The organism is Paralcaligenes sp. KSB-10, from assembly GCF_021266465.1.
Taxonomy (GTDB): domain Bacteria; phylum Pseudomonadota; class Gammaproteobacteria; order Burkholderiales; family Burkholderiaceae_B.
Genome location: NZ_CP089848.1, coordinates 2,212,475 through 2,228,579, shown reverse-complemented (window position 1 = coordinate 2,228,579; position 16,105 = coordinate 2,212,475). Strand labels below are relative to the sequence as shown.

Genomic DNA, 16,105 nt, shown 5'->3' with positions numbered 1-16,105 from the left:
TAGGAAGTAGGTAAAAAAAGCCTGTTTTCGCCAGATTACATAAAATACGGATATGGATGACAGAGCCAATGCGCTTTTAAAAGCGCTTATCGAACGTTATATCGCTGATGGCCAGCCGGTAGGGTCGCGCACGCTTTCCAAAATGTTCGACCTTTCGCCGGCGACCATACGCAACGTCATGGCCGATCTCGAAGAGCTGGGCCTGATCCATAGCCCGCACACTTCGGCGGGCCGCATTCCCACTCCGCGCGGCTACCGGATGTTCGTCGACCGTCTGCTGGCGGTGCAGCGCTTCGAAGTATTGCAGCCGGCCCAGATACGCGAAATGCTGCCGGTAACTGAACCCAGCCGGGCAGTGAATGCCGCGGCGGCCCTGTTATCGAATTTGTCGCAGTTTGCGGGGGTGGTGCTGGCGCCGAAGCGGGCGCAAGTGTTTCGCCAGATCGAATTCATTCGCCTGTCCGACAAACGGGTGCTGCTGATCATCGTGACGCCCGATGGCGACGTGCAAAACCGTATTCTGTCGGTATCGCGCGACTACCTCGAGCAGGAACTGCAAGAAGCCAGCAATTTCTTCAATCATCATTTTGCCGGCATGTCGTTCAGCCAGGTACGGGCTTCGCTGGCCGATGAGCTTTCGTCCCTGCAGGCGGATATCTCGCGCCTGATGCAGGCCGCGGTCGAGGCTGGCACCGCGACAGACGATTCCGATGAGGCGGTAGTCATCTCGGGAGAGCGCAATTTGCTCGATATCACCGATATCGCTTCCGATATGGATCGCTTGCGCCGGATGTTCGCCCTGTTCGAAAAGAAAACCGATCTTCTGCAATTGCTGGATGTATCCAGCCGGGCGCAAGGCGTACAGATCTATATCGGCGGCGATTCGCGGCTGGTTCCCATGGAAGATGTCTCGGTCATTACGGCGCCCTATGGGGTGGACGGCAAGGTGGTGGGCACGCTGGGTGTCATAGGGCCCTCGCGCATGTCTTACGAACGCGTCATTCCGATTGTCGATATTACGGCGCGCCTGCTGTCCAATGCGCTTAGCCATAACCAGCCCTGAATTCCATTTCCAGTCCTTGCCGCGCGGCGGGGCCACATAAAACACCAAGAGCGGTCACGTGTCGAGTTTATTTGCCCCCCGTTTTCAGCCCGAGCCGGCCGATCCCCATGCTTTCGATACCAGCCCGCCGCCGCGCGACGCGGGCCCCGTAGGGGTGCTGCTGGTGAATCTGGGTACGCCCGACCTGCCCACCGCGCCATCGATTCGCCGCTATCTGGCCGAATTCCTGTCCGACTCGCGCGTTATCGAAATTCCCGCTCTTTTGTGGCAGGTCATTTTGCGCGGTTTCATCCTGACGCGCCGTCCGCGCAAGCTGGCTCCCCGCTATGAGGAAATATGGATGGAGGGCGGATCGCCGCTGCTGGTATGGAGCCGCGCCCAGGCGCAGGGGGTGCAGCGGCAACTGGATGCGGAGGGCGCGCCGGTTCGAGTCGAGCTGGCCATGCGTTACGGCAATCCGTCGATTGCCGCTGCTCTTGCGAACTTGCGTGCCCAGGGTTGCGAACGTATTTTGACCGTTCCCATGTATCCGCAGTATGCCGCCAGCACCACGGCGACCGCGGTCGACCAGGTGGCGGCGGTGGCGGCGCGCCTGCGCAATCAGCCCGAGCTGCGTTTTGTAAAGCGCTTTTGCACTGATCCGGCCTATATCGGCGCTCTGGCCGCCCAAGTGCGGCGCTACTGGCAGGAACATGGCAAACCGCAAAAATTGCTGCTCAGCTTTCACGGCCTGCCGCGGCGCGTGGTGGAGCAGGGCGACCCTTATTATCGCGACTGCATGGAAACCGCGATGCTGCTCAAACAGTCGCTGGGCGCCGATGCGAGCCTGGTCGAGGTCTCGTTCCAAAGCCGTTTCGGCGCGGAAAAATGGCTTGAGCCTTACACCGAACCCACCCTGAAGGCCTGGGCGAAGCAGGGCATCAAGCGTGTGGACGTGATGTGTCCCGGGTTCCTGGCCGACTGCCTGGAAACGCTTGAAGAAATCCAGCTGCAATGCCGGGACGCATTTTTGGCGGCGGGCGGCGAACAGTTCCGTTATCTGCCGTGCCTGAACGACGATCCGGCGTGGATCGCCGGTCTGAGCGGTCTCATCAGGCGTTACGCGGGCGATTGGCTGGATTAAACCCTTGCCTGGCCTGGTGTATCCTGATAGGCCCTTACCCCGGGTCCTTCGCCGGGCTAAGGGCTTGAAAAGGGGGCTTCCGCCCCCATTCTTATTGAATAGAGTTAATTTTTTGATGTGGAGAGCCTTATGTCGGCGACGAATGAATCCCTGGAACCCAAGCAGGAAAATCAACCTGTCGATACCTCGGAAAAACTTGAACTGAACAATGCAGAGCACGATCTGGATGCCGCCGCCGATGCATCCGACGATCTGGCCGCCTTGCTCGAGACCGCTCAGGCCCAGGTAGCGCAATATCATGATCAATTGTTGCGCGCCAAGGCGGAAGTCGAAAACATACGGCGCCGCGCTCAGGACGATGTCGCCAAAGCCCGCAAATTCGGTACCGAGTCGTTCGCGGAAAGCCTGGTCCCGGTTAAAGACAGCCTCGAGGCCGCCTTGGCGCTGCCCGATCAAACCGTCGAATCCTGGCGTGAAGGCGTCGAAGCGACCCTCAAGCAACTCAGCTCGGCTTTCGATCGCAATCTGCTTAAAGAGGTGGCGCCCGCCGTGGGCGACAAGTTCGATCCGCATCTGCATCAGGCGATTTCTTCTGTTCCCGCCGATCAGCCCAGCGGTACGGTGGCACAGACGCTGCAAAAAGGCTACACCATTGCCGACCGCGTGCTGCGTCCCGCGCTGGTTACAGTGTCCGCGGGTCCCGCGGCCTGAGTCGTGGCTACTACCCAGGAATTCGACCCGGCTGAGGTATTCAGTCTGTTTGCCATGAGCGAGGTCGACAGCACTAGTTTCGACGCGCTGGTTGTGAATGCGGAAGGGGCGGATCTGCGTTGTGTTTTTATGTGGGGCAAGGATTGTTACAATTGCACCTTGTTTAAAAACACCGCGCTGATGCTCCAGGATCAACTCAAGGCATTGGGTTTAAGCTGGTTTCATGCCAATGTGTACCAGGATGAAGCGCTGGGCAGGCGGTTTGGCCTGCATGGAGTACCGGCTTTTGTGTTTTATCAGGCTGGCAAGCGTCTGGGGCGCATATCCGGATGGCCGGGGCTGCCCCAGTTCAGCGAGGCTGTGGCGCGCTTGCGCGCCCGCACCGGGTAGCTTCGAAGTAAATATTCAGGGGTGCCAGACTTGAAATGGGGCGAGTTATCCCCAATTTAGATTCATCCTGGTTCATTTTTACGTATTCAATCTATTTTCAGAGTTAGAGATCATGGGCAAAATTATCGGTATCGACCTTGGCACCACCAATAGCTGTGTAGCCGTTCTTGATGGCAGTAAAGTCATCATTATTGAAAATGCGGAAGGCACGCGCACAACGCCTTCGATCGTCGCCTATATGCAAGACGGTGAAGTGCTGGTGGGCGCTCCGGCCAAACGCCAGGCCGTCACCAACCCCAAGAATACGCTCTATGCCGTGAAGCGCCTGATCGGCCGCAAGTTCGACGAAAAGGCTGTGCAGAAAGACATACACCTGATGCCCTACGGCATCATCAAGGCCGACAACGGCGACGCCTGGGTCGAAGCCCAGGGCAAAAAGCTTGCGCCTCCGCAGGTTTCAGCCGATGTGTTGCGCAAAATGAAGAAAACCGCCGAAGATTATCTGGGCGAAGAAGTCACCGAAGCCGTGATCACTGTTCCGGCCTACTTCAACGACAGCCAGCGCCAGGCCACCAAAGACGCGGGCCGGATTGCCGGCCTTGAGGTCAAACGCATCATCAATGAGCCGACCGCCGCGGCCTTGGCATTCGGCATGGACAAAGCCGAAAAAGGCGACCGTAAAATTGCGGTATACGATCTGGGCGGCGGTACTTTCGATATTTCGATTATTGAAATCGCCGATGTCGATGGTGAAAAACAGTTCGAAGTCCTGTCGACCAACGGCGATACATTCCTGGGCGGCGAAGACTTCGATCAGCGCATCATCGACTACATCATCGGCGAATTCAAGAAAGAAAGCGGCGTCGACTTGTCCAAAGATGTCCTGGCCCTGCAGCGCCTGAAAGAATCTGCCGAAAAGGCCAAGATTGAACTGTCCTCGGCTCAGCAAACCGAAATCAATCTGCCGTACATTACGGCTGATGCTTCCGGCCCCAAGCACCTCAATCTGAAGATTACGCGTGCCAAGCTCGAAGCCCTGGTCGAAGAGCTGATCGAACGCACCATCGATCCTTGCCGCGTGGCCATCAAGGATGCGGGCGTGAAAGTATCCGAAATCGACGACGTGATTCTGGTCGGCGGCATGACACGCATGCCCAAGGTGCAGGAAAAGGTCAAGGAGTTCTTCGGCAAGGATCCTCGCAAGGACGTCAACCCCGACGAGGCGGTAGCGGCCGGCGCGGCGATCCAGGGCTCGGTCCTGGCCGGCGATCGCAAAGACGTGCTGCTGCTTGACGTAACGCCTTTGTCCCTGGGCATCGAAACCCTGGGCGGCGTCATGACCAAGATGATCCAGAAGAACACCACGATTCCGACCCGCTTTTCGCAGGTGTTTTCCACGGCCGACGACAATCAGCCCGCCGTGACGATCAAGGTGTTCCAGGGCGAGCGTGAAATCGCGGCCGGCAACAAAGGCCTGGGTGAATTCAACCTGGAAGGCATTCCGCCGTCGGCCCGCGGCACGCCGCAAATCGAAGTCACCTTCGATATCGACGCCAATGGTATTTTGCATGTGTCGGCCAAAGACAAAGGCACCGGCAAAGAAAACAAAATCACCATCAAGGCCAATTCGGGCCTGACCGACGACGAAATCGAACGCATGGTCAAAGATGCCGAGGCCAATGCCGAGGAAGATCACCGTGTGGCCGAGCTGGCCCTGACTCGCAACCAGGCCGATGCGCTGGTGCACTCCACCCGCAAGTCCCTGGAAGAGTACGGCGATAAGCTTGACGCTTCAGAAAAAGAAGCAATCGAAAACTCAATCAAAGAGTTGCAGGACTCCTTGAAAGATGGCGACAAGGCTACCATCGACGGCAAGGTCGAGGCGCTGACCACAGCGTCTCAGAAACTGGGCGAAAAGATGTACGCCGATATGCAGGCCAAGGCCGCTGCGCAGCAAGGGGCGGCGGGGGCAACCGAGCAGCCTGCCGACGAAAATGTCGTTGACGCCGATTTTAAAGAGGTCAAACGCGATCAGTAAGGCCTGGTCTTAATAGTCGAGAGCCCGGTTTCCGACGGTCAGTCGGAGATCGGGCATTCTTGTTCCGTTCTAAAGAATAGGCGTCCTGGACGCAAGCAATCGAAATGGCAAAACGCGATTTTTACGAAATCCTGGGTGTGGCGAAAAACGCCTCTGATGACGAAATTAAAAAAGCCTACCGCAAGCTGGCCATGAAGTACCATCCGGATCGAAATCCGGATAGCAAGGAAGCGGAAGGAAAGTTCAAAGAGGCCAAAGAAGCCTACGAGATGCTGTCCGATGAGGAAAAGCGCAGCGCTTACGACCGTTTTGGCCATGCCGGCGTCGACCCCAACGGGGGGGCGGGCGGCATGGGCGGCGCTGGCTTTGCCGATGCCTTTGGCGATATATTCGGCGAGATCTTCGGCGGTGGCGGCGGCCGTCGCGGCGGCGGCCCGCAAGTGTATCGGGGGGCCGATCTCAAATATACCCTGGACATCAGCCTGGAACAGGCCGCCAGTGGGTTCGACACGGAAATCCGCGTGCCCAGCTGGGAAACCTGCGATACCTGCCACGGCACGGGCGCGAAGCCGGGGACGCAGGCCAAAACCTGCCATACCTGCAGCGGCAACGGCACCGTGCGCATGCAGCAGGGTTTTTTCAGCGTGCAGCAAACTTGTCCTACGTGTCACGGTACGGGCAAGGAAATCACCGATCCATGCGTGGCGTGTGATGGCGTGGGCCGGACGCGCAAAAACAAGACTCTGCAGGTCAAGATTCCGGCCGGTATCGATGACGGCATGCGGATACGTTCATCGGGCAATGGCGAGCCGGGCGTGAATGGCGGCCCCTCGGGGGATCTGTATGTGGAAATCCATCTGAAGCCTCACGGTATTTTCCAGCGCGATGGCGAAGACCTTCATTGCGAGTTGACGATTCCCTTTACCAGGGCGGCATTGGGTGGTGCGCTCGAGGTGCCCACTTTGGCGGGCAAAGGGGAAATCACCATACCGGAGGGCACGCAAACCGGCAAGACTTTCCGTTTGCGCGGCAAAGGCATCCGCGGCATACGCGCCAGTTATCCCGGCGACCTGTATTGCCATGTGTCGGTGGAAACGCCGGTTCGCCTGACCGAAGAGCAAAAGAAAATTTTGCATCAATTCGAGGCCTCGCTGCAGCAGGGTGGTGAAAAGCACTCGCCCAAAAGCGAATCCTGGACCGATAGAGTAAAGAGCTTCTTCAGCTAGGGCGTTTACGGCATTCTTCGATGGATGGGGTATTGGTATTTACGTTTTGGTAGTTTTGGTATTTGAAGACGCCGTCTATCGGGGCTTGGGGTCAGGGCCGGCACGGCGTGCTTGATCCGGATCTACCTCGTCCAGGCGGGCGTCGGGCCAAACTCGCTACGCCGCTGGCGCGGCTGCGCTCAAACATGGCCCGCCGAAAGCCCCCGCCTTCCCTACGGTAGCATCCGGCGCACGCCTTACGCCGGTCCTGCCCCCAAGCCCCGATAGACGGCTCACGTTAGGGCTTGCCTGGAACCAATGTGCTTGCACCGATAGTTAATGGGCCTGCACCCATAGAACCGTTAACGTGCCCGCACTCATGCCTCCATCACGTCGCCACATCTACCTGGATTGACGACTGGGTGTACTAAAAGCACCCACCGCCTCAACGTAGCCTGTGATTGGCTAAACGCGGCTTCCCCAATGTATACCTCGAGGCATTTCCTCAACGTAAGCCGCAGGGTGGGCGGTGCTGTGCAGTCCGGCGGTAGTCCAGCGCCGGGTGCTGACGAAGGGAAGGCGGGGGCTTTCGGCGGGCGCTGTCTGAGCCCGGCCTCGCGAGGCCGGGCGAGTTCGCCCGACGCCCGCCTGGACGAGGCAGACCCGGGCAGTCGGGGCGCGCAGCGCCACGACCGCTGGACGTGCCGGACTGCACAGCACCGCCCACCCTGCGGCGTCTTTATAGAACTACCGCCCAAAGTAATAACCAAACCTGAACGGCGCAAAAAAAATCGACCGAAACGCATTCAGCGCGGTAAACACCCGAACCAAAAATGCACCAGCAGGTGCAGCTCTGGTGGCCGCCCACAAGAGGCACCCCTACTTCATTTTTTTCTCGTCGCCCGCAATGGCGATGCTGAAATCACCAGGCTTCAATGCAGCACGCAAAGCCGCATTGACCTTTTCCGCGGTCAGAGCGGAAAGCGCCTGGTCGATCTTTTCCGACCAGGCGAAAGTGCGCCCCTGCTGCATATAGTTGATCCAGGCGCCGGCCAGGACATTGTCTTGCGCGCGGGCCAGTTTCCGGTAGCTTAGCAAAGCCGCGATGCCTTCCCGCACTTCGTCGGCGCTGAAGCCATCGCGCAGCGCGCGCGCCAGCTCTTCCTGGACAGCCGTCTGCAGGCGATGGCTGTTTTGCGGAGCCTGTATCGCATAGATCGACCAGTCGCCGGACGGCTCATACGAGGACGCATTCAGGCTACTGCGCACATCGTAGGATAGCCCCTCTTTCACACGAATTCGATTCCATAGGCGCGACGTTTCCGATCCACCCAGGAGATAATTCGCCACATACAAAGCAGGAAAGTCGGGGTCGGTATCCTGGAGCTTGATCGGCAGGTCGGCGAGATAAAAGGCATTGGCCTTGTCCGGCGTATCGATCTTGAAGTCTTGCGGTGCCACCGCATGATACGGGTCGGGAATACGGGTATAGGCGGGAGCTTTCTTCCATCCATCCAGGCCTTTGCCAAGAGAGGCCTTCACGGCATCGGGATCGAATGCGCCGACCGCTGCGAATTCGATCTGGCCCGCTCCATAGAATTTTTGATGAAAATCAAGAAGATCCTGTTGTTTCAGGGCCGCAATATGGTCGAGAGCTTCGGCAAAGGTTGGTGTATAGCGTATGTCGTCGCTGGGATAGGGGTCAGTATGCCGCGCCAGGGCTCGCGACGCCAGCGCACCCGGTTCGGACATTGCATTTTTGATACTGGTCGTCAATTCCAGCTGGTACTCGGCAAGTTCCTTGGCCGGGAAGTTGGCATTGCGCACGATATCGATGACGAGATCGATCAGGGCCGGGAGATGCTGCTGCGTAGTCGACATGCTTACCGCCAGCGTTCCCGCCGAGCCTTCGAAATCGACGTTGGCTTGAAGGGCATCGAACTTGTCCTGGATCGCCTGGCGCGATAATTTATCCGTGCCGCGATTCAGCAGGGCCGCGACGGCCTTGGCAACGGTGCGCTGACCCTTGAGAGCGTCGACATTGCCGAATTGAATCAGCAGCCGGGCTTCGACGCGATCGCCTCGTGTCGGCTTGGGCAAGAGGGCCAGCTTGACTGTGCCATTGGGCAGCACCAAGGGCGTGCGCTGGGTGCTGGCATCGATATTGGCCGGGCTGGGATTGAAGGCCGCCGCCGCTTTTGGCGCCTCCTTGCCTTTGTAGCCATTGAGCAGGGCTGCCAGGTCGACAGATCCGGGCGCGGGGGCGCGCAGCGGCTTGTCGGTGGGTATGTACAAACCGTTGGTGCGATTGCTGCGTACCAGATAAGCCTGTGTTGCCTGTTGAACTTGAGATAGCGTGGCCTTTTCGGCTCGGTCGCGCTGCAAGAAGAACAAACGCCAGTCGCCGTCGGCGACCGCTTCGGACAGGGCGCCGGCCATGCTTTGAGGGTCGGCGTAGGTTTGCTGCCAGTCGGTGAGCCATTTGCTCTTGATGCGGTCGAGCTCAGCCTGGGTAAAGGGCTGTTTGGGCAAGGATGCCAGCGTGTCGTTGAGTGTTTGCAGGGCGCGCGTCTGGTCCATGCCGGGTTCCAGCTGGGCGCCGAAAAAGGCGTAGCCCGGTTGCCGCAGGCCGGCCGTGAATCCGAAAACGCTGGCGCTCAACTTGCTGTCGACCAAAGCGTGATAAAGCCGGCCCGACGGCGTGTCGCCGATGATGGCTACGCCCAGATCGACAGGTATGTAGTCGGGGCTCGCCGCTTCGGGAATATGGAACAGCGCCGCTATCAGGGGGCTGCCGCCATGGCGGCGCAGGACGACCTCGCGCTCGCCGTCCTGAACCGGTTCGACCGTATACTCGGCGGGCAGGTGACGAGTGGGTTTGGGAATTTTATCGAAAGCCTGCGCAATGGTATGCAGCGTGGCGGCGGGATCGAATTTACCGGATACGATCAGGACCGCATTATCGGGCTGGTAATACTCTTTATAGAAAGCCTTCAGTTGCCCCACGTCGACGTTTTCAACATCCGAGCGGGCGCCTATGGTGTTGTGGCCATAGTTGTGCCATTGATAGGCGGTAGCCTGCATTTTTTGCATCAGCACCTGGAATGGGCTGTTCTCGCCTCGCTCCATTTCATTGCGCACCACCGTCATTTCCGAGTCCAGATCGCTTTTGGCGATCAGCGAATTCACCATGGCATCGGCTTGCCAGCCCAGGAACCAGGACAGGGTGTCCGGATTGGCGGCAAAGCTGGCGTAGTAGTTGGTGCGGTCGCTGGTGGTCGAGCCATTGGCCTGCAGGCCCCGCTTGGAGAATTCGGCCAGGGCGTTATGCAGGGTCGGCGTGCCGCGGAACATCATGTGTTCCAGCAGGTGCGCCATACCGGTCTGGCCATAATTTTCGTTGCGGGATCCGACCAGGTAGGTCATGTTTACAGTGGTGGTCGGCTTGGAATCGTCGGGCGAGAGCAAAACGCGCAGGCCGTTGCTCAGGGTGTATTCGGTGGTTCCCTCTACGGAAGACCCCAGCGTGATGCCGTCGGGCAGAGCAAGGGCGCCGGCGGGGGCGGCCACGAGACTGCTCAGGAACAGGGTGCTCAGGTATCTGAGAACTTTGGAGGCGGTTGAATTCATGGTGTTTATCCGTATGGGCAGGACGCATTGTAGAGGAGCGGGGCGGTCGTTTACTTCGACAGGTACTGCATGGCTCGCTCCAGTCCGCCCACAGTCACCCCGTACATGCGATCGTGCACGATGTTCTTGATTATGGCGATGGATTGCCGGTACTGCCAGTAGCCTTCGGGCTCGGGGTTGAGCCACACCGATTTTGGCCAGTTATCGAGCAGGCGTTGCAGCCATGCGGCGCCGGTTTCCTTGTTGTTGTACTCGACCGAGCCGCCAGGCTGGAGAATTTCGTAGGGACTCATGGTGGCATCGCCTACGATGATCAGACGCCAGTCATCGTTGTATTTGCGCAGGATATCGAAGGTATCGACGCGTTCGCTGTAGCGCCGGCGGTTGTTTTGCCACAGGGATTCGTAAGGGCAGTTGTGGAAGTAGTACACCTCCAGGTGCTGGAATTCGCTGCGCGCCGCCGAAAACAATTCTTCGACGCGGGCGATGTGGTCGTCCATGCTGCCGCCGACGTCGAGCAGCATCAGTACCTTGACGGTATTGTGCCGTTCGGGAACCATTTGCAGATCGAGAAAGCCGGCGTTTTTTGCCGTGCTGAGTATCGTGTGGTCGAGGTCGAGTTCGAGCTCCGCGCCTTCGCGGGCGAAATGGCGCAGGCGCCGCAAGGCCATTTTGAAGTTGCGGGTGCCTAGTTCCTGCTGGTCGTCGTAATCGCGGAACTCGCGTTTTTCCCAAACCTTGACGGCGGTTCGGTTGCCTGCCGAAGGGCCTCCCATGCGTATGCCTTCGGGATGATAGCCGCCATGGCCGAATGCGGACGAACCGCCGGTGCCTATCCATTTATTGCCGCCGGCATGCCGTTCTTTCTGCTCTTCGAGCCTTTCCTTGAAAAGCTCCATGAGCTTGTCCCAGCCATGCTTTTCGATGGCGGCCTTGTCTTCGGGGCTGAGATGTTTCTGGAATTGCTTGATCAGCCAGTCGAGGGGAATTTCCTTGTCGGCCGGAAAGGCCGCTTCGACCTGCCTGTAGAAGCTGGCAAAGGCCAGGTCGTAGCGGTCGAAGAGGGTTTCGTCTTTGACCAGGGTCATGCGCGCCAGATGATAGAAATCGTCGAGCGTGGGCTCCATGACATTGCTGCGCAGTACGTCCAGCAGCGTCAGGTATTCCTGGACCGACACCGGCAGCTTGTGAGCGCGCAGATGGTAAAAGAAGTCAGTCAGCATGGTGCCGGGCGAACTGGTATTCGAGGTGTTTTTCGATTTCCGGCCATTCGCCCGCCAGCACGCTGTACATCACGGTATCGCGCACCGTGCCGTCCCGGCGCAAGGCGTGATGGCGCAGTACGCCGTCTTTATGGGCTCCGAGACGTTCGATGGCTCGTTGCGACGCATGATTGAAGTTGTCGGTGCGCCAGCCCACGATTTGCGCTCCCAGGGCAACGAACGCGTGCCGCAGCAGCAACAGCTTGCAGGCGGTATTGACATGGGTCTTCTGCCAACTGCGGGCATACCAGGTATAGCCGATTTCGAGCCGGGCAACAGCCGGCACGATGTCGTGGTAACGGGTGCTGCCTATGACCTTTCCGCTGCTTTCTTCGACGACGGCAAAGGGCAGCATATGGCCGTCCTGCCGGCCGCGCAGCGCGGTTTCGACATACGCCAGGGCCGCGCCGGGCTCGGGCACCGAGGTGACGCGCAGCTGCCACAGCTCGCCGTCGGCGGCGGCCCGTTCCAGCTCCGGCGCGTGGGCCGCTTCAAGAGGTATGAGGCGAACGCCGTATCCTTGCAGGGTTGTGGGAGTTGGGGTGTGACGAAATCCTTGATGCTGGTTCATGGGCAGACTCGCGGTAAAGGGCTGGCTAGCGGCGTTGGCCCGCACGGGTCATGGCTGCCAGGCGTTGCAGTAGTGAAAGGTCTTGTTCGTTTTTCAGCAGGGCGCCCGCCATAAGGGGCAAGTCGCCGGCTGTGCTGCCGAGCTCTTCGGCGCTGATGGATTCGTTCATGAGCAGGCGCAGCCAGTCCAGGAATTCGGACGTCGACGGCTTTTTTTTCAGGCCGGGCGCGTCGCGCAAGGCGAAGAATGTATTGAGCGCGGCGCCCAGGACGTCTTGTTTGATGCTGGGGTAGTGCACAGCCACGATGCTGCGCATGGTGTCCCGGTCGGGGAAGCTGATGTAGTGGAAAAAGCAGCGTCGCAGGAAAGCGTCGGGCAGGTCTTTTTCGTTGTTCGAGGTGATGATGATAAGAGGACGGTGCCGGGCCTGTATGGTTTGCCTGGTTTCGTAGACATGGAATTCCATGCGGTCGAGTTCGCGCAGCAGATCGTTGGGAAATTCGATGTCGGCCTTGTCGATTTCGTCGATCAGCACGACCACCGGCTCGTCGGCTTCGAACGCGCGCCATAGCACTCCCTTGACGATGTAGTGGCTGATGTCGCGTACTTTCTCGTCGCCCAGTTGCGAGTCGCGCAGCCGCGATACGGCATCGTACTCGTACAGGCCCTGGTGGGCCTTGGTGGTCGATTTGATGTGCCATTGCAGCAGAGGGCGGTTCAGCGCGGCGGCGACTTCTTCGGCCAACATGGTTTTGCCGGTTCCCGGCTCTCCCTTGATGAGCAGGGGGCGCTGCAGGGCCAGGGCGGCGTTGACGGCGAGTTTCAGGTCGTCGGTCGCCACATAACGTTCGGTGCCGGTGAAGCGCTCGGAGGGAAAGGCGGAAGCGGTCGAGGTCATTATTTGAGTCCGTATTCGTATGCAGTATTACAACGTAAACAGCGATTTCTAGATAGGGTCTTACAATTATCGTACAATCCAACGGTTTATCGATCAGTGTTTCATCGGTCGATTTTTATTTACTGCCAAAATCAAGAGCTATCATGAAGTTGCGAATTTCTATGACGCGCACTCTGTCTGCGCTAGCCGTAATGGCTTCCTGTGCGATCGCGGGCCAGGCCCAGGCCGCTGACGCTGCGCCTGTCGGCAACGCAAAGGCCGCCCTCGAAAAAACCTCTATGTGCATGGGCTGCCATGGTATCCCTGACTACAAGGCATCTTTCCCCGAGGTCTATCACGTCCCCATGATCGCGGGCCAGAGTGCGGAGTATATCGTTGCCGCGCTCAAGGAGTACGCCAGCGGTGCCCGGACGTTCCCAACCATGGAGGCCATTGCCAAGAGCTTGTCGCCTCAAGACATGGCTGATCTCGCAGCTCATTATTCCAGCTTTAAATAATCGGGGGCCCACATGAAAAAAATGACTATCGCCTTGGTGGGCGCTTTTCTGCTGGCAGCCGGTTCTATGGCGCAGGCAGCCGACTTGGTCGCCGGCCAGGCCGCGTTTAAAAAATTCAACTGTGCATCGTGCCACGGAGCGGACGCTAAAAGCCCGACCAGCCCGGCCTATCCGATTTTGGCCGGCCAGCATGCCGATTACCTCAGCCATGCCTTGCATGCCTACAAGCGCGGCCAAAGCGGCGCGCCTGCTTCGGCAAACTTGCGCAAGAACGCCATCATGGGCGCCATGGTGGCACAGTTGACCGATGCCGATATCGACAACATCACCGCCTGGCTCGCCCGCCAGCCTTCGCCCCTGTCGGTCCAGCAATAAGACGGCTTATCCCCCGGGCGACCACAAGGGTCGCCCCTACGCCACCATGCGCCCTGTAGGGGCGGGCCTCGTGTCCGCCCGTTCGGGGTGGTGCGTCAATTAAGGGCGGCCACAAGGGCCACCCCTGTACATGCTATTTGCGCGTGGCCCGCTGCTTGATGAGCTCAAGGTAGGTGTCGCTGCTGAACGGCGTACCCAGGCGCTGCGCTTCCCAGACGACTTGGCCCAGGCATTCCATGATTTGGTGCGCCGCCTCGTGCGCGTCGTGCGTGGCCAGCAGTTGTTGGTGCACGGCCTTGATGCCGGGCGGCTGGTCGATCGACAATTGTTCGGAAATGGCCAAGTGCATGGATAAGTGCAGGAACGGATTCGTCTTGCCTTGCTCTACGGCGTAGTCGGCCTCGACAGCCTCGGGACTTTCAAGGTCTTTATGGTATTCGGGGTGCTGCCGCATCCAGTCTATGGCCATGGCTTCGAGCGGGGTAAGCACTTCGGCGGCGCGGTGCTTGCGCCAGGCCTCGGTAAAAAACAGCCGTACCTGGTCGCGTGAAGGGTTGAACATGAAACGCTCTGAACCGATAAAAAATCCATTTTAACCGCCCACGCGTGCTTTTCGGCGCAAGGGCCGGCCAGCAATTTCGGCGCGCGCCTGCGCCGTGGCATTCATGCTGCGGCCGGCGGGTTTTTGATCCGCAGTTTCTGGGTATGCGGGCGCTGTAATTCTGCTGCTGGGGGCGCGCGATTTCAGACACGCCAATAGCTCGTTCAGCAAGTTTTGCGAGAAAAGCTAAAATTCTGGCTTAATTAGGCTAAACTACTCTTATATAAGACTGAGCTCGATGATCGGGCGCAACTCCATACCTGCCGTTAATCTGGGTTTCCAGATGGATGCGTGTTTGCGTTTTGTCGGAGCTTGCACTTTATATCTGTGGCTGTGCCTGCAAAACGGTGTTTTATCGCGGCAGCTTCGTTTTTACCGAATTTTCTCCTACCGGAGCCATTGGAGTATTCATGTCCTATCAGCACATCAAGGTCCCCGCAGCGGGCCAAAAAATTACGGTCAATGCCGATTTTTCGCTCAACGTTCCTGACGAGCCCATTTTGCCTTTTATCGAGGGCGACGGTACAGGCGCCGATATTACGCCGGTCATGCTCAAAGTGGTTGATGCCGCCGTTGCAAAGGCCTATGGCGGCAAACGCAAGATTCACTGGATGGAAGTGTATGCCGGTGAAAAATCCACCAAAATCTACGGCCCGGATGTCTGGCTGCCTGAAGAAACGCTGGAGGCTGTGAAAGACTATGTGGTGTCCATCAAGGGCCCGCTCACAACGCCGGTTGGCGGCGGCATCCGTTCCTTGAACGTTGCCCTGCGCCAGCAACTGGACTTGTATGTCTGCTTGCGCCCGATCCAGTATTTCAAGGGTGTTCCGTCGCCTGTGAAAGAACCGGAAAAAACCAATATGGTCATTTTCCGCGAAAACTCGGAAGACATTTACGCCGGCATCGAGTTCGAAGCGGAAAGCGTCAACGCCAAGAAGCTTATCGCCTTCCTGCAAAACGAACTGGGTGTGAAAAAGATCCGCTTCCCCGATACCTCGGGCATCGGCATCAAGCCGGTATCGCGCGAAGGCACGCAGCGCCTGGTGCGCAAGGCCATGCAGTACGCCATCGACAACGACCGCTCTTCGGTCACCTTGGTGCACAAGGGCAATATCATGAAGTTCACCGAAGGTGGCTTCCGTGACTGGGGCTACGAGCTGGCGCAGAAAGAGTTTGGTGCGCAGCCTATCGACGGCGGCCCATGGTGCAAATTCAAGAACCCGAAAACAGGGCGCGAAATTACGGTCAAGGACGTGATTGCCGATGCGTTCCTGCAGCAGATCCTGTTGCGCCCCGCCGAGTACGAAGTGATCGCCACGCTGAACCTCAACGGTGATTACGTGTCCGACGCCTTGGCAGCTCAAGTCGGCGGTATCGGCATTGCTCCGGGCGCCAATCTGTCCGACTCGGTGGCCATGTTTGAAGCCACTCACGGCACGGCTCCCAAATACGCAGGCAAGGATTACGTCAATCCAGGTTCCGAAATCCTGTCGGCCGAAATGATGCTGCGTCACATGGGCTGGACCGAAGCGGCCGACCTGATTATTTCCAGCATGGAAAAATCGATTCTGTCGAAAAAGGTCACGTATGATTTTGCCCGCCTGCTCGAAGGCGCCACGCAGGTTTCGTGCTCGGGCTTTGGCCAGGTCATGATCGACAATATGTAGTTTTTCGAACCAGCCGGCTTGGCGCGCAAGCGTGCAAGACGGCCAGATCCGAACCCCCGTCAGTCCTTGCGAAT

The 16,105-nt window shown here is 58.6% G+C and carries 14 protein-coding genes; 9 read left to right on the top strand and 5 right to left on the bottom strand.

Going from position 1 to position 16,105, the window contains the following annotated elements; all coding sequences use genetic code 11:
• Positions 1-52 precede the first annotated feature (52 nt).
• The 6 genes from hrcA (at position 53) to dnaJ (ending at position 6,551) form a co-directional block, all read left to right on the top strand.
• A complete protein-coding gene (gene hrcA, locus LSG25_RS10065; RefSeq protein ID WP_232740813.1) occupies positions 53-1,063 on the top strand; it encodes a heat-inducible transcriptional repressor HrcA in 1,011 nt (336 codons plus the stop codon).
• A gap of 58 nt (positions 1,064-1,121) precedes the next feature.
• Positions 1,122-2,186, top strand: a complete 1,065-nt coding sequence (hemH, locus tag LSG25_RS10060) for a ferrochelatase (protein ID WP_232740812.1) — start codon at positions 1,122-1,124, stop codon at positions 2,184-2,186.
• Positions 2,187-2,315: 129 nt separating this feature from the next.
• A complete protein-coding gene (grpE, locus tag LSG25_RS10055; RefSeq protein WP_232740811.1) occupies positions 2,316-2,897 on the top strand; it encodes a nucleotide exchange factor GrpE in 582 nt (193 codons plus the stop codon).
• A gap of 54 nt (positions 2,898-2,951) precedes the next feature.
• A complete protein-coding gene (locus LSG25_RS10050) occupies positions 2,952-3,287 on the top strand; it encodes a co-chaperone YbbN (protein WP_232744641.1) in 336 nt (111 codons plus the stop codon).
• A 112-nt stretch (positions 3,288-3,399) separates the two neighbouring features.
• Positions 3,400-5,325, top strand: a complete 1,926-nt coding sequence (dnaK, locus tag LSG25_RS10045; protein WP_232744502.1) for a molecular chaperone DnaK — start codon at positions 3,400-3,402, stop codon at positions 5,323-5,325.
• A gap of 104 nt (positions 5,326-5,429) precedes the next feature.
• Positions 5,430-6,551, top strand: coding sequence for a molecular chaperone DnaJ (dnaJ, locus tag LSG25_RS10040; RefSeq protein WP_232744501.1), 1,122 nt, complete (start codon positions 5,430-5,432; stop codon positions 6,549-6,551).
• Positions 6,552-7,409: 858 nt separating this feature from the next.
• Here dnaJ and LSG25_RS10035 read toward each other — a convergent pair.
• Genes LSG25_RS10035 through LSG25_RS10020 form a run of 4 tightly spaced genes read right to left on the bottom strand, consistent with a single transcriptional unit; the run spans position 7,410 to position 12,891 of the window.
• The gene (locus LSG25_RS10035; RefSeq protein ID WP_232744500.1) at positions 7,410-10,160 is read right to left on the bottom strand and encodes a pitrilysin family protein; all 2,751 of its coding nucleotides are present in this window, start codon (positions 10,158-10,160) and stop codon (positions 7,410-7,412) included.
• Positions 10,161-10,210: 50 nt separating this feature from the next.
• Positions 10,211-11,383, bottom strand: coding sequence for a VWA domain-containing protein (locus LSG25_RS10030; RefSeq protein WP_232744499.1), 1,173 nt, complete (start codon positions 11,381-11,383; stop codon positions 10,211-10,213).
• Positions 11,373-11,993: a GNAT family N-acetyltransferase gene (locus tag LSG25_RS10025; RefSeq protein ID WP_232744498.1), complete on the bottom strand. Its 621-nt coding sequence runs from the start codon at positions 11,991-11,993 to the stop codon at positions 11,373-11,375. Before LSG25_RS10025 ends, LSG25_RS10030 begins: the two co-directional genes overlap by 11 nt.
• 25 nt (positions 11,994-12,018) lie before the next feature.
• Positions 12,019-12,891, bottom strand: a complete 873-nt coding sequence (locus LSG25_RS10020; protein ID WP_232744497.1) for a MoxR family ATPase — start codon at positions 12,889-12,891, stop codon at positions 12,019-12,021.
• Positions 12,892-13,034: 143 nt separating this feature from the next.
• Between LSG25_RS10020 and LSG25_RS10015 the strand changes: the two genes are divergently transcribed.
• Positions 13,035-13,388, top strand: coding sequence for a cytochrome c (locus tag LSG25_RS10015; RefSeq protein ID WP_232744496.1), 354 nt, complete (start codon positions 13,035-13,037; stop codon positions 13,386-13,388).
• Between the two features lie 12 nt (positions 13,389-13,400).
• Positions 13,401-13,763 (top strand): cytochrome c, encoded by a 363-nt coding sequence (locus LSG25_RS10010; protein WP_232744495.1) that lies wholly within the window; start codon positions 13,401-13,403, stop codon positions 13,761-13,763.
• 133 nt (positions 13,764-13,896) lie between these two features.
• Here LSG25_RS10010 and LSG25_RS10005 read toward each other — a convergent pair whose 3' ends face one another.
• Positions 13,897-14,325, bottom strand: coding sequence for a DUF1841 family protein (locus tag LSG25_RS10005; RefSeq protein ID WP_232744494.1), 429 nt, complete (start codon positions 14,323-14,325; stop codon positions 13,897-13,899).
• A 449-nt stretch (positions 14,326-14,774) separates the two neighbouring features.
• Here LSG25_RS10005 and icd point away from each other — a divergent pair, with 449 nt between their 5' ends.
• Positions 14,775-16,031 carry an NADP-dependent isocitrate dehydrogenase gene (icd, locus tag LSG25_RS10000; RefSeq protein ID WP_232744493.1) on the top strand — a complete coding sequence of 419 codons (1,257 nt, stop codon included), beginning with the start codon at positions 14,775-14,777 and terminating at the stop codon, positions 16,029-16,031.
• Positions 16,032-16,105: the final 74 nt, after the last annotated feature.